16 protein-coding genes and 2 pseudogenes are annotated in these 18323 nt (G+C 52.3%); 10 read left to right on the top strand and 8 right to left on the bottom strand.

The window, feature by feature from the left end; translation table 11 throughout:
* Window positions 1-16 precede the first annotated feature (16 nt).
* A complete protein-coding gene (locus tag ACUTSU_RS08920; RefSeq protein ID WP_445654043.1) occupies window positions 17-877 on the bottom strand; it encodes a sce7726 family protein in 861 nt (286 codons plus the stop codon).
* 844 nt (window positions 878-1721) lie between these two features.
* On the opposite strand from ACUTSU_RS08920, the pseudogene ACUTSU_RS08915 reads away from it, so the two are divergent.
* Window positions 1722-2753, top strand: a pseudogene (locus tag ACUTSU_RS08915) (IS630 family transposase).
* Window positions 2754-2768: 15 nt separating this feature from the next.
* On the opposite strand, the gene ACUTSU_RS08910 reads toward ACUTSU_RS08915, so the two are convergent.
* Window positions 2769-2894 (bottom strand): ogr/Delta-like zinc finger family protein, encoded by a 126-nt coding sequence (locus ACUTSU_RS08910; protein WP_445654099.1) that lies wholly within the window; start codon window positions 2892-2894, stop codon window positions 2769-2771.
* Window positions 2895-3063: 169 nt separating this feature from the next.
* Between ACUTSU_RS08910 and ACUTSU_RS08905 the strand changes: the two genes are divergently transcribed.
* Window positions 3064-3603: a DUF2058 domain-containing protein gene (locus ACUTSU_RS08905; RefSeq protein WP_445652406.1), complete on the top strand. Its 540-nt coding sequence runs from the start codon at window positions 3064-3066 to the stop codon at window positions 3601-3603.
* Between the two features lie 50 nt (window positions 3604-3653).
* Window positions 3654-3981 (top strand): annotated as a pseudogene (locus ACUTSU_RS08900) (porin); the annotation flags it as partial.
* A 250-nt stretch (window positions 3982-4231) separates the two neighbouring features.
* Here the strand turns inward: ACUTSU_RS08900 and mltB are convergent.
* Window positions 4232-5317 carry a lytic murein transglycosylase B gene (gene mltB, locus ACUTSU_RS08895; RefSeq protein WP_445652407.1) on the bottom strand — a complete coding sequence of 362 codons (1086 nt, stop codon included), beginning with the start codon at window positions 5315-5317 and terminating at the stop codon, window positions 4232-4234.
* 491 nt (window positions 5318-5808) lie between these two features.
* Here mltB and ACUTSU_RS08890 point away from each other — a divergent pair, with 491 nt between their 5' ends.
* Both ACUTSU_RS08890 and ypdK read left to right on the top strand, forming a co-directional pair.
* Entirely contained in the window at window positions 5809-6249 is a 441-nt protein-coding gene (locus ACUTSU_RS08890) for a hypothetical protein (protein ID WP_445652408.1), read from the top strand.
* 557 nt (window positions 6250-6806) lie between these two features.
* The gene (gene ypdK / locus ACUTSU_RS08885) at window positions 6807-6881 is read left to right on the top strand and encodes a membrane protein YpdK (protein WP_112349011.1); all 75 of its coding nucleotides are present in this window, start codon (window positions 6807-6809) and stop codon (window positions 6879-6881) included.
* A 66-nt stretch (window positions 6882-6947) separates the two neighbouring features.
* On the opposite strand, the gene ACUTSU_RS08880 is transcribed toward ypdK, so the two are convergent.
* From ACUTSU_RS08880 to ACUTSU_RS08870, 3 genes are all read right to left on the bottom strand, one after another.
* Window positions 6948-7472 carry a cytochrome b gene (locus tag ACUTSU_RS08880; RefSeq protein WP_445652409.1) on the bottom strand — a complete coding sequence of 175 codons (525 nt, stop codon included), beginning with the start codon at window positions 7470-7472 and terminating at the stop codon, window positions 6948-6950.
* A 108-nt stretch (window positions 7473-7580) separates the two neighbouring features.
* Complete coding sequence (gene alaC, locus ACUTSU_RS08875; RefSeq protein WP_445652410.1) at window positions 7581-8816, bottom strand: alanine transaminase; 1236 nt, start codon at window positions 8814-8816, stop codon at window positions 7581-7583.
* 121 nt (window positions 8817-8937) lie between these two features.
* On the bottom strand, window positions 8938-9477 hold the full coding sequence (locus ACUTSU_RS08870; RefSeq protein WP_445654042.1) for a GNAT family N-acetyltransferase: 540 nt from the start codon (window positions 9475-9477) through the stop codon (window positions 8938-8940).
* Window positions 9478-9665: 188 nt separating this feature from the next.
* On the opposite strand from ACUTSU_RS08870, the gene ACUTSU_RS08865 reads away from it, so the two are divergent.
* The 4 genes from ACUTSU_RS08865 to ACUTSU_RS08850 all read left to right on the top strand — a co-directional run bounded on the left by ACUTSU_RS08865 (window position 9666) and on the right by ACUTSU_RS08850 (window position 14993).
* The gene (locus ACUTSU_RS08865; protein ID WP_445652412.1) at window positions 9666-10910 is read left to right on the top strand and encodes a DUF1479 domain-containing protein; all 1245 of its coding nucleotides are present in this window, start codon (window positions 9666-9668) and stop codon (window positions 10908-10910) included.
* A 109-nt stretch (window positions 10911-11019) separates the two neighbouring features.
* Entirely contained in the window at window positions 11020-12711 is a 1692-nt protein-coding gene (locus ACUTSU_RS08860) for a LytS/YhcK type 5TM receptor domain-containing protein (RefSeq protein WP_445654098.1), read from the top strand.
* Window positions 12708-13442 carry a LytR/AlgR family response regulator transcription factor gene (locus ACUTSU_RS08855; protein WP_445652413.1) on the top strand — a complete coding sequence of 245 codons (735 nt, stop codon included), beginning with the start codon at window positions 12708-12710 and terminating at the stop codon, window positions 13440-13442. Before ACUTSU_RS08860 ends, ACUTSU_RS08855 begins: the two co-directional genes overlap by 4 nt.
* Before the next feature lie 324 nt (window positions 13443-13766).
* Window positions 13767-14993 (top strand): L-lactate MFS transporter, encoded by a 1227-nt coding sequence (locus tag ACUTSU_RS08850; protein ID WP_261091220.1) that lies wholly within the window; start codon window positions 13767-13769, stop codon window positions 14991-14993.
* A 64-nt stretch (window positions 14994-15057) separates the two neighbouring features.
* Here the strand turns inward: ACUTSU_RS08850 and glk are convergent, their stop codons facing one another.
* Window positions 15058-16023, bottom strand: a complete 966-nt coding sequence (glk, locus tag ACUTSU_RS08845) for a glucokinase (protein ID WP_445652475.1) — start codon at window positions 16021-16023, stop codon at window positions 15058-15060.
* A 339-nt stretch (window positions 16024-16362) separates the two neighbouring features.
* On the opposite strand from glk, the gene ACUTSU_RS08840 reads away from it, so the two are divergent.
* Complete coding sequence (locus tag ACUTSU_RS08840) at window positions 16363-17610, top strand: ion channel protein (protein WP_445654041.1); 1248 nt, start codon at window positions 16363-16365, stop codon at window positions 17608-17610.
* Here the strand turns inward: ACUTSU_RS08840 and ACUTSU_RS08835 are convergent.
* Complete coding sequence (locus tag ACUTSU_RS08835; RefSeq protein WP_445652415.1) at window positions 17607-18299, bottom strand: aspartate/glutamate racemase family protein; 693 nt, start codon at window positions 18297-18299, stop codon at window positions 17607-17609. The genes ACUTSU_RS08840 and ACUTSU_RS08835 overlap by 4 nt on opposite strands.
* Window positions 18300-18323 lie beyond the last annotated feature (24 nt).

Here is an 18323-nt window from a genome sequence, read left to right as displayed (position 1 = left end):
TTTTCTCAAAATTAAATTAAATTTCAATTTTTGAATCCATTAGATTAATAAGATAATCTTTCTGTTTTTTAGAAAGTGGTGTTGCGTATCCCAAAGCTCGTAATGAAGCAGGAAGACTATAGAGATAATCAATAAAATCTTTATCAGTAGCTCTTTTTTTCATTGCACTAATGAAATATCCATTTGCTACTGTCAATGGCATTGATAGGAAAACATCCTTACAAAAATCATGTATAAGCCCATTTGGCATGCTGATTTTTTTTGAGATGTAATCCTCAATGATACTTACATATTCATCTCTTCGTAATACACTAAAAACCTTATCTAACTTTATATTTTCAAGGTTTGTTTCAGCCTCCTTAATTACACTAAATGAATCTTTTTTACTTAATACTAGTACGCCTACATTAGGTAGGTTTAGCGAACCATATTTATCAGCAAAATCTGGATGAGTAACTATGTATGTTTTTTCAAACACGTCCAAATAATCAATTGTTTGAGTGGCCAATCGTTTTGGTGAATCAAACTCTGTTTTTATTTCATATGCAGTTGAATGTCCATTAAATACAGCAACATCAACAATTGAATTACTTACATGAAGTTCTATCGACGACGAACTTGTTTTGGGGCTATGACGCCCAAAAATAATTTTATTTATTATAGCAGACTTATAAACATACTCGTTTCTATAATTTTTACGAAGCATCTCAAAGAGAAAGTCGAATATTTCCCTTACGGTGTAAGATTTATCATCAGAAATATAATCTTTAAAAAATGAAAAAACATGAGAAACATCTTCACCCTTTGCCAGAGAAGTAAAAAAAGGCCGGCGAAATGCTTTAGCATAAATCATGTTAATTTTTCCAATGTCTTGCATACTTTAAATTCCAGTTACTTCAATCACTACTATTAACTCTTATATAAACATACTAGCTAAACTAACCTCAGATGCAACTGAAAAGTGAGTTTCTGGTGCTGAATTCACACATATCAGATAGAGAAAAAATGCTGCTACATAACTCTCTAAAAAATCTAAAGTGACCAAAATTGCACTACACCGCACCCGCCTGCACACTTTGGATCGTAAAAATTTTTCAGTTTTATTTTTCTACAAACCCACACGCCAGCACGCGCCACGCCTGGGCTTCTGCGCAAAACTCCCAACTGAAAAGTTTGAAAAGAATTTCAGTGTTTTTCAGTTGTAGCCTCCAGACACACTACCGCATGACAAAATAAGGTATTGATTAAATTGAATTATTTTATTTTACGCGGAGGTACAGGGAAAAAATAAAACCAGCGACACACAGAAAGAAAACACAAAAGCCACGCAGGGCGCGGCTTTGCGGGTATTGAAGAAAATAGTCCAACTGAAAAAGGTGGTAAACCAAACGCTCTACAAGCCTCTTACGACTTGACCTGTAATGCCATTATTGACCCGCCACGTAATTGGCGTGCCTATGCCGCGTAACGATCGGTTTTGTGGGGTCGGGCACTCTGGCCTTTGTCTCTTGTATTTCTTTCTCCTGGGCCGCTTTAAGCCACCCAATAGTGTCAGCCCGTTGATCCGGGGTAATCCCCTTAAGCAAACTCTGTATCATATGCCCGTGCGTCAATGCACTAAATAGCTGCGCGCAATAGTAGATCACTTAAAGGGAACTCAGCCCGGATTGTGCGATCTGATCAATCGCCAAATCAAAACAAATCACCAACCGGACTGAGCGATGCCGATCATAGCACCCATTCCCCGTCACGAACGATGCCTGATGCGGAAAGCGATCCATAAAACACGAGATAAAAACCATGCCCGCAGACTCACCGCCATGCTGATGCTGCACCGGGGTGAACGTGTCAGCGATGTCGCCCGAACGCTCTGCTGCGCCCGTTCATCTGTTGGCCGCTGGATTAACTGGTTTACACTGTCCGGTATTGAAGGCCTGAAATCTTTACCCGCAGGGCGTTCCCGCCGTTGGCCCTTCGAACATATCTGCACATTGCTTCGTGAACTGATAAAACACTCTCCTGGCGATTTTGGTTATCAGCGCTCACGCTGGAGCACAGAGTTACTCACAATTAAAATCAATGAGATAACCGGATGTCAGTTGCATGCCGGAACGGTGCGCCGCTGGTTGCCCTCTGCCGGGTTAGTGTAGCGCAGGGCTGCGCCAACATTGCATATCCGCGACCCGCATAAAGAAGAAAAAATGGCTGCTATCTATGATGCGCTTGAAAAATGTAGCGCAGAGCATCCGGTCTTTTACGAAGATGAAGTGGATATCCACCTCAACCCCAAAATCGGTGCGGACTGGCAGCTCCGCGGACAGCAAAAACGCGTGGTCACGCCAGGACAGAATGAAAAATACTATCTTGCCGGAGCGTTACACAGCGGCACAGGAAAAGTCAGCTACGTTGGCGGCAACAGTAAAAGTTCGGTGCTGTTCATCAACCTGCTCAAACACCTTAAAGCCAGATATCGACGGGCAAAGACCATCACGCTTATTGTCGATAATTACATAATCCACAAAAGCCATGAGACACAGCGTTGGCTGAAAGCGAACCCAAAGTTCAGGGTTATATACCAGCCTGTTTACTCGCCATGGGTGAATCATGTTGAACGGTTATGGCAGGCGCTTCATGACACGATAACGAGGAATCATCAGTGCCGTTCAATGTGGCAGTTACTGAGAAAGGTCCACCATTTTATGAAAACCATCAGCCCATTCCCCGGAGGTAAACAGGGTCTGAGAAAAGTGTAGCGGTATTAGGCGCAGCTATTTAGGACATAAGGTATGAGAATACGTCATATTAGCTACAAACCGGTGACCACACTCTGGACTGCTGCATGTGCAGTACACATCAGCAAGCATCTTATGCTTGCTGATTGTCTTAGAGATCACCGCTATCAAAATCCGCAGAAACCACGTCACACATAGCCTTAAGTCATTTTCGTCGCCTAAATTCCTCCCTTGTTATCAGCATGATGCGTGAGCACTGCCCACAATCTGGCACAGATTCCAGGATTAAAGGTATAATCGCAGATACTATTTACTCGATTTTGAAACGAACATGACAAAACTCACATTACAAGAGCAGATGCTTAAAGCCGGATTGGTCAACAGTAAGAAACTGGCGAAGGTGCAAAAAACCGCTAAAAAATCGCGCGTTCAGGCTCGTGAGGCCAGAGAGGCGGTCGAGGTCAATAAAAAGGCACAAATCGAACGTGATAAACAGCTAAGTGAGCAACAAAAACAAGCCGCTTTATCTAAAGAGTATAAAGCTCAGGTTAAGCAGTTAATTGAAATGAACAGGATCGTTATTGCAAAGGGAAGCATTAGCTATAACTTCACAGACAATAATTTAATTAAAAATATCGATGTCGATAAAACGACGCAGGCTCAGTTAATTAATGGCCGTCTCGCCATTGCGCGTCTGGTTGCGGATAATGGGGTTGATAGTGAATATGCTATTATACCCGCGATCGTGGCCGATAAAATTGCACAACGAGATGCGAGCTATATAGTGCTGAGCGCAGAACTCAGCAAGGAAGCTAAAGATGAAGAAGATCCTTATGCCGACTTTGTCGTCCCTGATGATTTGATGTGGTAAAAAAGAACGTATTGCTATCACACTCCTGCCGTATATCACGGCCTATTATTTACGACATGCTGGCCCAGGCTCCGGGGAACGGCATCAACGGGGATTACGACGGTTCTTACCGTTCACGTAAAATGCTGAAGTACAAAAATACCTTCGGCGATGCGGATGTATATGCCTCTTACCTGTTCAGCGACAATGAGTACCTGCCGGGTAATGGCCTGCGCTACAAGCGCGAGGGCGGCGGTTCATTGGGTGACACTAACCTTTGGCGGCGGCTGGTACAACAACTTCCTGACCACCAGAAAAGCCAACGTTAACGACTACTTCGCCGGTGACGCCTGGGGTCTGGAATATCTGGCCGGTTACGCCGTGCCGGTAAGGCGATATGACGCTGGTGCGTCTGCATTACGATTTCTAATCGCTAGCGACGTAAAAAAGCCGCTTCCGCGGCCTTTTCAGACTGATGACAAACCTCATTCCTGCCCAGAGCGAGTAGAGGCCGATAAATAAAAATCAAGAAAATCAATTTATTGATTTTCGGCTGCTCACCACAAAGCAGGAAAAACCACGCTTTTTCCTGCTTTGTCAGCAACCTAAAAAGGCCGCGGAAGCGGCCTTTTTAGGTTTTGGAACTCAATCAGAATCCGCCGCGTGCCGAGCGGCCCACCGCTTCGCCCAACTGCCACACCGCCATCGCATAATGGGTACTGTGGTTGTAGCGGGTAATGGTGTAGAAGTTGGGTAAACCGTACCAATACTGGTAGCTGGTCCCCATATCCAGGCGCAGCAGGCTGACTTCCTGATTGCCACCAAGCGACCCTTGCGGCGTCAACCCGGCCTCCGACAAACTGGCAACCGAATAACGGGTTTTAAAGCCATTTTCCAACCCCGGCGCCTGGCCGCTGGCCGGCACGGCCACAGGTTCACCCTTGGTCCAGCCGTGTGCTTTAAAGTAGTTGGCGACGCTGCCGATGGCATCCACCGGATCCCACAGGTTAATGTGGCCGTCGCCGTTGAAGTCAACTGCGTAACTCTTGAACGAGGACGGCATAAACTGACCGTAACCCATGGCACCGGCGAAGGAACCACGCAGCTCCAGCGGATCATCCCCTTCGGTACGTGACATCAGCAGGAAGGTTTCCAGCTCGCCGGCAAAGTAATCGGCACGGCGCGGATAGTTGAACGCCAGGGTAGACAACGCATCGATAATGCGGGTTTTACCCATTACGCGGCCCCACCGGGTTTCAACGCCGATAATGCCGACAATAATCTCCGGCGGCACACCGTAGGCCTGATAAGCACGCTGCAGCGCGTCCTGATACTGATTCCAAAACTGCACGCCGTTTTGCACGTTATTCGGCGTAATAAACTTATTGCGGTAACGCAGCCAGGAACCATTAGGGCCGGACGGTGCCTGGGTAGTTGGCGTCGGCGCCTGACGATCCATCAACCGCAGTACAGAGTCTAACCGCCTGGCCTGGGCCAGCACGTCATGCAACTGCTGGCGATCGAAACCGTGTTCCTGCACCATTTTATCGATAAAACGAGCAGTGTTCGGGTTGTTGGCAAAATCGCCCCCCAACGGCTGACTGGAATGCGCTGGCGTCAGCAGAAAACCGCCTTTCACGGTGTTGTCCTGAGGCGTGGCTGGGGTCGACTTCGGCCCGCTGCTACAGGCAGTGAGTAAGGTAAGCAGAGGGAGAAGAACAACTAAATGACGCATCGGATATCCATATAAGCCAGGCCAGTGATAAGTGTGGGTTATGTTAATCCATTGTCAGGTACGAACAAACTGGATTATGTCGCCGATCACACCTCCACAAGCCAAAACTATAAAAAACGTGATGGGAAACACAGAAACGACGAATGACTTAGGGTAAGCAGCCGCACCAACGTCAGCCAATCCCTGACGCCAATGAGAACAACTATACCCTATAGCTTTCAAGTTGCAGCTAGGCGACCAGCTCGCTCATCCCCAGGCGCTTACTCAGGTAAGTAACTGGGGTGACAAATCTGCCGGGAGCAGATTTGAACGCTGCTGGCAGCGGCCCCTAAAAGGGGTGTGGCCCATGGACGGGCCACATAATTGAGTGCAGATAACAACGCTGCAACTTGAAAGATGACGGGTATATCATCTCACCAGGCGCAACACTGGCTATCTGCGGGCCAAGCGGTCACAATGCCGCACCACTTCCGGCCCAAACAGGAAATACCATGTCTTGCCACTATCCCGCCCACTACGCCTTTGATAACGAAAGCGACGCCTGGCAGATTCAGTTTCGTGATTTTCCTCAGCAGCAGGCCGCCTGCTATAAACGCGAGGACATCGAGCTGGAAGCACAGGAAAGCCTGCTGATTGCCATCGCGCTGGAAATGGAGGAAGGCCGCCCGGTACCGGCCCCTTCTCGTGCCTTGCCGGATGAGCTGGCGATCCACCTGCCGGTGCTGGTTAAACTCAAACTCGAGTTGCATAACATTATGCTGGCCGGTAGCACTTCCAAAGCCAGTCTGGCGCGTAAATTGGGCTTTAACGCTGGTCAAATGGACCGCCTGTTGGATGTTGCCTATGCCTCCAAGGTAGAAGCGCTGGAACAGGCTCTTTACCTGTTAGGATATGAGGTACAAACCTCGGTAGCAGAGATCCGCCAGCAATAAGAAAAATATTTTTTTCGAGGGCTAAATGTTCTCCATTTTTCGCCGATGTGTTCATTACCGAATCATCAAGAGCAAAAAGTGAAGGCTAAAAATGGAGTGGAGCCGCCGCAATATCTGGGCCGTAATTCTGCTGTCTTGCCTTGTCTTCTGGGCCATTCTGCTGACCGGTGCCAGCACCGTCGCCTGATCCCTTTCATAACATCACAGCAAACATAATAATAAGGCCCGCTGAAGCGGGCTACTCCCTTTTTTCCTTGATAAAAAAGAGAAATAAAAATCGTTTAGAAACAGTCATGCCTGGTTAAAAAACCGTCAAAAAGTGTGATCAAAAACACAGTATTGTAATCAGGCTGAGATTGGGAGTACATTAACGCCGATCCTGTCGTGGTTCATGTTTTACCTCACGGACTTTGAAGCACGACAACCGGATAATCTGTGGTCAAGGACGTTGTTCTTCCTATTGAAGGATCCGCCTCTCCACCACTGACTATCCAAAAATACTCAGCACAACAATCGGGATCATTGGCTTGCGAGGGACTCCAGAAGGGAGTTGTTCAGTGAAATATTTCGTATTTGGCGTTTCATTCATGTTAGTTACATGGATTGGCACCTTTATGCTGATGGTTGCATAACCAAGGCATAACCGGGAATATAGATAAAGGGGCGCAGATGCGCCCCTTTGTTGTTTCTGAGTGGAGCTATTTCCCCGGCAGCATGCGGCGCAGGGTATCATCCTTACGCAGATAATGATGGTAGAGCGCCGCCAGCGTATGTGCGCCAATGATAAAGTAACCGGTATTGGCCAGGGTCTCGTGAGTACTTTTGATGGCCCGACGCAACAGCGGATCCGGCGTAACGAACTGCGGCACCTGCCAACCCAGTAGTACCCATTCCTTCCCGCCGTATGCCAGCGTCAACACCCCCAGTAAAGGTAAAGACAGGAACAGCAGATACAACAGCCAGTGGAAAATTTTGGCTCCCCATTCCTGCCATTCTTCAAGCGGCGGTGTAGTCGCTGGCGTGCCATGCCGCCGACGCAATCCTAACCGAATTAGCATCAGTAAAAAGACGGTCAATCCAAAGTTAAAATGCAGATTTTTTATCAATGGCGCTATGTCATCCGGCACCGAATCCTTCAGCAGCATCGCCGCGTAAGTCAGGATCACCATCAACAGCGTCAACCAGTGCAACACAATTTGTGAATTCGCGTAACGGTTCCCCATATATTCCCCCGATAAATAAAGAAAATCTTATTAGAGAATAATGGGTAAAAATGAAGAAAGCCTTAGCGACGAGAAAAAAGCCGGCGTGAATACGCCGGCCTGAGGCGATTATTTAGCGGTGGCCGGGCTACTCTTGGCCGGTTTAATCAGCCCATCCGCCCGGAACATGGCTTTGATGCCGCGTACCGCCTGACGGATGCGATCCTGATTTTCTATCAGAGCAAAACGCACATGAGTGTCACCATAGTCACCAAAGCCAATGCCTGGCGATACGCACACCTTGGCTTCCGCCAACAAACGTTTGGCAAACTCCAGTGAACCGAGATGCGCATAAGGCTCGGGAATTTTGGCCCAGACGTACATCGCCGCTTTCGGATTTTCCACCATCCAGCCCGCTTCATGCAGCCCTTTCACCAGCACATTGCGGCGCTGGCGGTACTGTTCCGCAATATCCCGCACGCACTGCTGATCGCCTTCCAACGCGGCAATAGCAGCCACTTGCAACGGGGTGAAGGTGCCGTAATCGTGATAACTCTTGATCCGTGCCAGCGCGTTGACCAGCTCCGGGTTACCGACCATAAAGCCGATACGCCAGCCTGCCATATTGTAGCTTTTCGACAGGGTGAAAAACTCCACCGCGATATCCTTGGCGCCGGGCACCTGCATAATCGAAGGTGCCTTCCAGCCGTCATAAACGATATCGGCATAGGCCAAATCGTGGACTACCAGCACGTCGTACTGTTTAGCCAGCGCGACCACGCGTTCAAAGAAGTCCAGCTCTACGCACTGGGCGGTCGGGTTTGACGGGAAGCCGAGGATCATCATTTTTGGGCGTGGAATGGTTTCACGAATGGCGCGCTCCAGCTCACCAAAGAAATCCACGCCCTCCACCAGCGGCACCGAACGTACCTGAGCACCGGCAATCACCGCGCCGTAAATGTGGATCGGGTAGCTCGGATTCGGCACCAATACGGTATCACCGTGGTCGAGCGTTGCCAGCATCAGGTGCGCCAGCCCCTCTTTTGAACCTATGGTAACAATGGCTTCGCTTTCGGGATCGATCTCCACCTGGTAGCGATCGGCATACCAGCGTGAAATAGCACGGCGCAAACGCGGGATCCCCCGCGAAGTGGAGTAGCCATGGGTATCGTCGCGTTGGGCAACGGTACAGAGCTTTTCCACAATATGCGGCGGGGTTGGCCCGTCGGGGTTACCCATGCTGAAATCGATGATATCCTCGCCACGACGGCGCGCAGCCATCTTGAGTTCGGCGGTGATGTTGAATACGTAAGGGGGAAGACGTTCAATACGCGTGAAACGGCGTTGCGGACTTTTATCAGCCATAGATACCTCGAAGAAACGTTAGCGCCCGGACCATCCGAGCGACGCTGGTCAACCTAAAGATTGACCGGATATTGAACATATCCCAGCCTCGGCAGGCTTGTCGATAGCCAGTGCCACTTTTTTATTCTCCGGCCTTAAATTCCCTCGCCAGCAGCCCGAACTGCCAGTCATCACACCACTGCCCCGCCAGGCGATAGTTATCACGCAGCGTACCTTCCAGCAGAAAACCACAGGACTCCAGCAACCTGCGCGAAGCGATATTGCCTGCGGTCACCGCCGCGGTCAGCTTATGGAAACCGCAGGCGTTAAAGCCAAAGTCCAGCACCGCGCGCAGTGATTCCTTGCCATAACCCTTACCTTGCGCGGACGGTAGCAAGGCGTAACCCACTTCCGCCTGTTGATGCGGCAGCCACATAGGACGAAAACCGGTCATGCCCGCCACAGCTCCGCTTTCTTTCTCTCGCAATACCAGGCACAACCATTGATCCGAATGCTTGTCCCAACTTGGCAGTCGAGCCTCGAAACGACTGATGATGCCCTCCTCGCTGTACGGGTCGGAGATGTAACGGATCACATCAGGATCCCGATACAGGCTTAAAAACAGCGGCCAATCGTCGGCTGTCAACGACTCCAGGGTCAAACGCTCAGTGACCAACTTCATTGCTTCTGTCTCCTAAAAATGGGGAGCTTCGAAAAGCGAAAATGAGGAAGTTACGAATGAAAGATATCCCTTTATTTTCCTCTATTAAATCCAGATAATAATTAACGTCAAAACAACAAAACCATAACGCCTTACCCGCTCCCCTACAACCGTCTGTCGTTGCCCACCCGCAGCGCAAGGAGAACACCATGGCTTCCTTACAGATTGACGATATTCCAGGTGCAATTAAAACTGTCAAACAACAACTGCGTCAGGCATTACCGAATTACCGCGAGACCTTTCTGGCACTGGAAGACAACATCCGTCAGCAGGTCGAACAAATCCGCGAGGAGCTGGCCGCCGGCCAAAACCCGGTGCCGCAAATCGATGCCGAAGATATTCTGCAACAGCGCGTCAACGAACAGCAAAAAGCGCTGATCAAACAGCGCGGTGCCTGCGCCATCCGTGGTGTTTTCCCCCGCGCCAAGGCCGATGCCTGGAACCGGGAGATTGGCGACTATCTTGACCGCAACAACTTCGTCGAACGCCTGAAAGGGGCCGCCGAAGACAACTACTTCGGCAAGCTGGCCGCCAGCAAACCACAAATCTACGGCATTTACTGGTCAAAACCGCAGGTGGAAGCCCGCCAGGACGCCCGTATGCACGCGGTTCAGGTATTCCTTAACAGCCTGTGGGAAACAGAAAGCAACGGAAAACAGCATTTTGATCCGACACGCGTCGCCACTTACGCCGATCGCACCCGTCGTCGTCCGCCGAACTCCTCTTCGCTGGGCCTGTCGCCACACGTAGACAGCGGCACCATTGAACGCTGGCTGGATGAGAACTTCCGCTATGTTTATCGGCACGTGTTCTCCGGCAACTGGCAGGATTATGATCCCTTCGCCGCCGACGGCCGTACCGAAGTACGTGAAATCGCTTCACCGGCAGTATGCTCGATGTTCCGCACCTTCCAGGGCTGGACGGCGCTGACGCCGCAGCGTACCCATGCCGGCACGCTGAACCTGGTGCCGGTGGCCAACGCCATGGCTTATGTACTGTTGCGTGCGCTGCAGGATGACGTCGCCGATGATGACCTGTGCGATGCCGCCCCTGGCCGGGCACTTTCGATCTCCGAAAAATGGCATCCCCTTTTAATCAGTGGGATTTCCCCTATTCCCGATTTAGAGCCGGGTGACACGGTTTTCTGGCACTGCGACGTGATCCACGCGGTGGAAAATGAGCATAACGGCGAATTCGACAGCAACGTAATGTATATCGCTGCCGCACCGGGCTGCGAGAAAAACGATGCCTATCTGCAACGTCAACTGCCCAGCTTTATCGCCGGCAAAACCCCGCCGGATTTCGCCCCTGATGATTTCGAAGTGGACTTCGTCGGCCGGGCCACGGTTGACCTGCTGACACCGCTCGGCAAGGAACAGTTGGGCATTAAATAATACGCTGCCCCGTGGCTCGCCGCCTGGCCGTCACGGGGTCCATTCGCTGTGATATACTCCCCGTATCTTTCCGCCGCAGCGAGAGCCCGCCGTGCACCCCTTTTTTGAAATGCTGTTAGCGGTATTTGATCGCGCCGCGTTGATGTTGATCTGCCTGTTTTTCCTCACCCGCACCCGGTTGTTCCGCCAGTTGCTGCAAAAAGAAGACCATACGCCGCTGGAATTGGCCATGGTCACCGCCATCTTCTCGCTGTTTGCCCTGTTCAGCACCTATTCCGGCGTTAACGTTGAAGGTTCGCTGGTCAACGTGCGGGTGATCGCCATCATGGCCGGCGGCATTCTGTTCGGCCCCTGGGTGGGGATTATTACCGGTATCATTGCCGGAGTGCATCGCTACCTGATAGATATCGATGGCATTACCTCGGTTCCCTGCCTGATCACCAGCATCATTGCCGGGATCGGTGCCGGATATATCAACCTGAAGGTGAAGAAAGAGCAGCGCTGGCGTGCCGGGATCATCGGCGGCATGCTGTGTGAATGCCTGACCATGCTGCTGATTGTACTATGGGCCAAGCCGACCGAGCTGGGGCTGGATATCGTCTCCCAAATTGCCCTGCCGATGATCCTCGGCACGGTATGTATTGGCCTGATCGTGCTGCTGGTGCAGAGCGTGGAAGATGAAAAAGAAGTGATCGCGGCCCGCCAGGCCAAGTTGGCGCTGGATATTGCCCGCAAAACGCTGCCTTATTTTCGCAATATCAACAGTGAAACGCTGGCCACCATCTGCGATATCATTCGCCAGGATATTCAGGCCGATGCGGTAGCCATCACCGATACCCATCAGGTGCTGGCCTATGTCGGGGTGGGTGAAGAAGCCTACCCGATTGGCCGCGAAGGCCTGAGTCGCGTGACCCGTGAAAGCATCCGGCACGGCAAGATCATTATCAAAAACAACCTTGAAAACCCGGCCACGCCGCAGATCCACTCACAATTGGTGATCCCGCTGTGGGAGAAAGGCGAAGTGACCGGCGCGCTGAAAATTTACTACTGCCACGCCCATCAGATCACCAATACGCTAAAGGTGATGGCGGTCGGCCTGTCGCAAATTATCTCCACCCAAATGGAAGTCTCGCGCATTGAACATCTGCGCCAGATGGCAGACAAAGCGGAAATGCGCGCCCTGCAAAGCAAGATCAACCCGCATTTCCTTTTCAACGCGCTCAACGCCATTTCGTCCTCGATCCGTACCAATCCGGACACCGCACGCCAACTGATAATCAACCTGTCACGCTACCTGCGCTATAACCTGGAGCTGAATGACGAATTCATCGACATCCGCAAGGAGTTGCACCAAATCCAGGATTATATTGCCATCGAACAGGCACGCTTCGGTGCCAAACTGACGGTGATTTATGACATCGATGACGATATTTCGGTACACATCCCCAGCTTGCTGATCCAGCCATTGGTGGAAAACGCCATCGTACACGGTATCCAACCCTGCAAAGGCAAGGGCGTGGTGGTGATTGCGGTGAAAGATCAGGGTGACCGGGTCAGGATTTCAGTCAAGGATACCGGCCATGGCATCGACCCGCAGGTCATCGAACGGGTGGCCCGCAACGAGATGCCAGGGCACAACATCGGTCTGCTGAATGTGCATCACCGGGTATCCCTGCTGTACGGCGAAGGGCTACGCATCCGTCGCCTGGAACCGGGCACCGAAATTGCCTTTTACATCAGCAAAAATGGCGGCAAACTGCCGGTGGAAAACAGCAGATTGCCTGGCGGGGAGCCACTATGAAAGCCATCATCGTTGAAGACGAGTTCCTCGCGCAGGAAGAACTCAGCTATCTGATTAAAAAACACAGCAATATCGTCATCGAAGCCACCTTCGAGGACGGGCTCGACGTGCTGAAATACCTGCAAACCCATCAGGTTGACGCCATTTTTCTCGATATCAATATCCCGTCACTGGACGGGGTACTGCTGGCGCAGAACATCAGCAAATTCGCGCACCGCCCTTCTATTGTGTTTATCACCGCCTATAAAGAGCATGCAGTGGAAGCCTTCGAAATCGAGGCTTTTGACTATATCCTCAAGCCCTATCACGAAGCGCGTATCATCACCATGCTGCAAAAGCTGGAGGCACTGTATAACCGCCCCGCCACGTTACCGGAGCAGGCCAGCGCAGCAAATCGCAGCAGCCACAGCATTAACCTGATTAAAGACGAACGGATCATCGTTACCGACATTAATGACATTTACTATGCCGCCGCCGATGAAAAAGTGACACGGGTTTATACCCGGCGTGAAGAGTTTGTGATGCCGATGAACCTGACCGAGTTTTACGGTCGCCTGCCTGAAGAGCATTTCTTCCGCTGTCACCGTTCCTACTGCGTCAATCTGTCTAAAATCCGCGAGATAGTGCCCTGGTTCAACAACACTTATATTCTGCGGCTGAGCGATTTGGATTTTGAAGTGCCAGTCAGCCGCAGCAAGGTGAAAGAGTTTCGCAAACTGATGCGTTTATAATCAATAGCCGTTACCAGCGGCTACCGTCCAATAATGACCGTGATTATCGCGATCGCCTGCGGGCGAGCGGCGATAAATCGCTAACATTCTTGATTTAGATCACGCGCCACCTGCTGCATTTCATCCCCTTTTAAGCCTTAAAACGGCAACTCATGCGTCGTCAGAGGCATTTCATTCCTTCCCTTGTGCAACTCATTCCCGATCCGCCGCCGGCTGGTACTACCAGCCATATAATATGCCCATACCGCGGGGTTCAAGACAGCGCCCGTAAATTTCAGCCAACGGCTAACGCCCGACAATGCACACACAGGAAGGAGCCCGGCCATGAACACCAAACCGGCAAATCGCAGCTTAATCGTTCTGGGTACCATCATCTGCCAGATGGGTCTCGGTACTATCTATACCTGGAGCCTGTTCAACCAGCCGTTGGTCGACAAGTTCCACTGGGGCCTCGCTGACGTCGCCACTACCTTCTCCATCACCAGCTTCTTCCTGGCCTTCGCCACTTTATTTGCCGGCAAACTGCAGGAACGCTTCGGGATCCGTAACCTGACCCTGTGCTCCGGTATCCTGGTGGGTCTGGGCCTGATTGCCAGCGCCTACGTCAGCTCACTGAATATGGTTTATCTGCTGGCTGGGGTCGTGGTTGGTTTCGCGGTAGGTATCGCTTATATCTCTACCCTGTCCAACCTGATCAAATGGTTTCCGGCCAACAAAGGGCTGATCTCCGGTATTTCGGTCGGGGCTTTCGGTAGCGGTAGCCTACTGTTCAAATACGTTAACGCCGCGCTAATTGCCGACGTTGGTGTGTCCTCTGCCTTCTTCTACTGGGGTGCCATTGTGATGGCGCTGATTGTGTTGGGCTCTCTGCTGCTGAAAGAACCGGTACTGGTGAGCCAGTCTGCACAGCAAGGGACCAGCGGCCTGGGCAATGACTTCAGCGTCCGCCAAATGCTGGCGACCAAAGAAGCTTACCTGTTGTTCATCATCTTCTTCGCGGCTTGTATGAGTGGTCTGTATCTGATTGGCATCGTGAAAGACATGGGCGTACAACTGGCCGGGATGGACCTGGCTACCGCCGCCAACACCGTTTCTGCCGTCGCTATCTTCAACACCGCGGGCCGTATCATTCTGGGTACGCTGTCCGATAAAGTGGGCCGCATGCGCGTCATCAGCTTCACCATGCTGGTTACCGTACTGGCGATTGTGGCGCTGAGCTTCCTGACCCTGAACCACACTTTGTTCTTCATCTGCGTCGGTGCCGTCGCCTTCTGCTTCGGTGGCAACATCACCGTATTCCCAGCGATTGTCGGTGACTTCTTCGGCCTGAAAAACCACAGCAAAAACTACGGCATCATCTATCAGGGCTTCGGTCTGGGCGCACTGGCCGGTTCGTTTGTCGCCAAATACTTCGGCGGCTTCCATGCAACCTTCATCGTGATTGGCGTGCTGTCAGTGGCTTCCCTGATAATCACCCTGTTCATCAAGGCACCGAAAGCGGTAGCGCTGGAAGAAGAACACTTCTCGCAGGCGGATCTGGCAAAAGCCTAACGTCTTAAACGCTAAAAGGGGCGCAACTTAACGGTTGCGCCCCTTTTTTTTATTGCTGCGATGATTACAAATGCATACCCAGCGTCTGGCGCAGATGAGCGCCGGCACCCAGCAAACCGGGTTGCCCGTGGGTGATCATAAATACCGGAATGTCGTGCACGTAATCCTTGAAGCGCCCTTTATCCTCGAACGCCGCACGGAAGCCAGAGGCTTTGAAGAACTCCATAAAGCGCGGCACTATGCCACCGGCTATGTAAACGCCGCCAAAAGTGCCCAGGTTCAGCGCCAGATTGCCGCCGAAGCGCCCCAAAATAACGCAGAACAACGACAGGGCGCGGCGACAGTCGATGCAGCTGTCGGCCAGGGCGCGCTCGGTAATGTCCTTCGGCTCCAGCTTTTCCGGCAGACGGTTATCAGATTTGACGATAGCGCGGTAAAGATTGACCAACCCCGGCCCGGACAGTACGCGCTCGGCAGACACATGGCCCACTTCAGCGCGTAATACCTCCAGAATGATATCTTCCTCTTCACTGTTCGGTGCGAAATCAACATGGCCGCCCTCGCCCGGCAGACTCACCCAGCGACGATTAACGTGCACCAGATGTGCCACTCCCAAACCGGTTCCGGCGCCATACACCGCAATAGGTTTGCCTTTCTGCGCGCTGCCACCGCCGAACTGCAATACATCGTCTTGCGACAGCATCGGGATCGCCATCGACACGGCGGTAAAGTCGTTGATCACTTCCAGATGGCTCAGCCCCAGACTGGCCTGCATCTGTTTAATCGAAAATGCCCAGGTATGGTTGGTCATCGCCACCCAGTCTTCAGTGACCGGACAGGCAATGGCAATACAGGCGTCCTGCACCTGGATATCCTGATCTTTTAAATATTGGCGGATTACCGCCTCCAGGCTGTCAAACTCCAGGCCGGAATAGGTTTTCGCCTGGGTAATTTCACCCGTCGCCACAGTGCACAACGCCAGGCGGGCATTGGTGCCGCCTACATCACCTACGAGGGCATAAGTCATCAGTATTTTCTCCGCGAAATGAATAATAGAAAGCTGCCCACACTGTAAAATCCCGCTGCAAAAACAACAATCACCATCCTCTGCTCGGCCATCCATTAGCGATCCGGATCACAAAAAACGTTTCAGCCAACCCTTTCATCCCCATCTGAAACAAATTGCGGCAAAAAACGCGCCATGGTCACTGTTAACCATCATGACAGAAAGGCACTATTAACCGGCTGTGGCCTTCACGCCCGGCCGGAAATATCATTGCGTGCCAGAATGCCGATTGTCTGGCAAGCTGTGGCCACAACCATCACCCGTTCGGCCTGCCATCCAGGGCCATTGATAAGGGATCCCTGCATGCTGCACCCGCGCGCCAATGCCATGTTGGCTTTCGCTCTGCCCGCTCTCGTTATCGGTTCGGCCTCAAGCCTGGTGCTTATTCTGGTGATGAAATTCGCCGATGCGCTGCAGCGGCTGCTGTGGGTGAATATTCCTGCGGCAATGAATATCGATACCCATTCGCCTTGGTGGCTGATCGGCATTCTGACGCTGACCGGTGTCGCCGTTGGGTTGATAATCCGCTATATGCCTGGCCATGCAGGGCCCGATCCGGCCACTGAATCCTTGATCGGCATGCCGCTGCCGCTTTCGGCGCTGCCCGGTCTTACGCTGGCACTGCTCCTTGGCCTGGTGGGGGGCGTCAGTCTGGGGCCGGAAAACCCGATCACCGCCATCAATATTGCGCTGGTGGTGGCAATAGGTTCGCGCCTGCTACCGAAAGTCCCCCGCATGGACTGGATTATTCTGGCCGCGGCCGGCACCATCGGCGCACTGTTCGGTACTCCGATTGCCGCTGCGCTGATCTTTTCACAAACCCTGGCAGGCAATAATGACGTGCCGCTGTGGGATCGGCTATTTGCCCCGTTAATGGCGGCGGCCGCCGGTGCAGTCACTACACAGTTATTTTTCACGCCGAACTTTGCCCTGCAGCTTGATCCCTATACCGTCACCCGGCTGACGGATATTTTCAGTGGTTCCATCGTCGCCCTGCTCGCCATCGCGCTGGGCATGGTGGCGCTATGGAGCTTTCCGCACATCCATCGCCTGTTCCACTCGATAAAAAATCCGGTGCTGATGCTGGGATTGGGTGGGTTTGTACTTGGGTTGCTGGCGTTAATCGGTGGTGACATCACCCTGTTTAAAGGGCTCGATGAAATGAAGCAGTTGGCGATCGGCGAGAATTTTTCTGTTACGGAGCTACTGCTGATTACACTGACCAAGCTGGCAGCGTTGGTGATTGCTGCCGCCAGCGGCTTTCGTGGCGGGCGCATCTTCCCGGCCGTATTTGTCGGGGTGGCGCTGGGCCTGATGCTGCATCAGCATGTGCCGGCAGTACCGGCGGCGATTACCGTTTCCTGCGCCATTATGGGATTGGTGTTGGTGGTCACGCGTGACGGCTGGCTCAGCCTGTTTATGGCCGTTGCCGTGGTGCCGGAACTGCACCTGCTGCCCATACTCTGTGTGGTGATGTTGCCCGCCTGGCTGGTGCTGGCGGGCAAACCGCTGATGCTGGTGGGCAAGCGCCACTCTGCACAGGACGATTAAGCGAGCGCATATTCCGCTGCGGCGCGCGCATGAATAGCGGTGGTGTCGAAGACCGGCACTGACGCATCCTGCGCGCCGACCAGCAGGCCAATTTCGGTGCAGCCGAAAATAATGCCTTGCGCCCCCTGCTGTTCCAGGTTGCCGATAATACGGCGGTATTCATCGCGCGACGCATCGCGGATCTTCCCCAGGCACAGCTCTTCATAAATTATACGGTGCACAATGTCGCGATCGGTCGCCACCGGGGTCACCACTTCAATACCGTATTTTTCCTGCAAGCGCCCACGGTAAAATTCCTGCTCCATGGTAAAACGCGTGCCGAGTAGCCCGACGCGGCGGATGTCCTGTTGGCGTACCTGCAAAGCAGTGGCGTCGGCGATATGGATCAGCGGCAAGCCGCTGGCCTGTTCTACCGCATCCGCCACCTTGTGCATAGTGTTGGTACAAATAACAATGGCCTGCGCACCGGCGGCACGCAGCGAGGCCGCAGCCGCAGCCAACAAACGCCCCGCGCCATCCCAGTCGCCCTGATGCTGTAGGCGTTCCACCTCGTGAAAATCAACGCTGTAGAGCACAATTTTGGCCGAATGCAGGCCACCAAGGCGTTCTTTCACCTGTTCATTAATCATGCGGTAATAAGGGATGGTTGATTCCCAACTCATGCCGCCCAGCAGGCCTAATACTTTCATCGCTTGCTCCTCCGTCATTGCTGC

It is taken from the genome of Serratia sp. NA_13 (assembly GCF_052691735.1).
Note: the sequence above shows the minus strand (reverse complement) of the source record. Positions and strands in the feature narration are given on the sequence as shown.

Excerpts from the sequence above, each read along its gene's own strand:
- ACUTSU_RS08920 (WP_445654043.1), bottom strand. The coding sequence starts at position 877 with ATGCAAGACATTGGAAAAATTAACATGATTTATGCTAAAGCATTTCGC.
- ACUTSU_RS08905 (WP_445652406.1), top strand. The coding sequence starts at position 3,064 with ATGACAAAACTCACATTACAAGAGCAGATGCTTAAAGCCGGATTGGTC.
- mltB (WP_445652407.1), bottom strand. The coding sequence starts at position 5,317 with ATGCGTCATTTAGTTGTTCTTCTCCCTCTGCTTACCTTACTCACTGCC.
- ACUTSU_RS08890 (WP_445652408.1), top strand. The coding sequence starts at position 5,809 with ATGTCTTGCCACTATCCCGCCCACTACGCCTTTGATAACGAAAGCGAC.
- ACUTSU_RS08880 (WP_445652409.1), bottom strand. The coding sequence starts at position 7,472 with ATGGGGAACCGTTACGCGAATTCACAAATTGTGTTGCACTGGTTGACG.
- alaC (WP_445652410.1), bottom strand. The coding sequence starts at position 8,816 with ATGGCTGATAAAAGTCCGCAACGCCGTTTCACGCGTATTGAACGTCTT.
- ACUTSU_RS08870 (WP_445654042.1), bottom strand. The coding sequence starts at position 9,477 with ATGAAGTTGGTCACTGAGCGTTTGACCCTGGAGTCGTTGACAGCCGAC.
- ACUTSU_RS08865 (WP_445652412.1), top strand. The coding sequence starts at position 9,666 with ATGGCTTCCTTACAGATTGACGATATTCCAGGTGCAATTAAAACTGTC.
- ACUTSU_RS08860 (WP_445654098.1), top strand. The coding sequence starts at position 11,020 with ATGCTGTTAGCGGTATTTGATCGCGCCGCGTTGATGTTGATCTGCCTG.
- ACUTSU_RS08855 (WP_445652413.1), top strand. The coding sequence starts at position 12,708 with ATGAAAGCCATCATCGTTGAAGACGAGTTCCTCGCGCAGGAAGAACTC.
- ACUTSU_RS08850 (WP_261091220.1), top strand. The coding sequence starts at position 13,767 with ATGAACACCAAACCGGCAAATCGCAGCTTAATCGTTCTGGGTACCATC.
- ACUTSU_RS08840 (WP_445654041.1), top strand. The coding sequence starts at position 16,363 with ATGCTGCACCCGCGCGCCAATGCCATGTTGGCTTTCGCTCTGCCCGCT.
- ACUTSU_RS08835 (WP_445652415.1), bottom strand. The coding sequence starts at position 18,299 with ATGAAAGTATTAGGCCTGCTGGGCGGCATGAGTTGGGAATCAACCATC.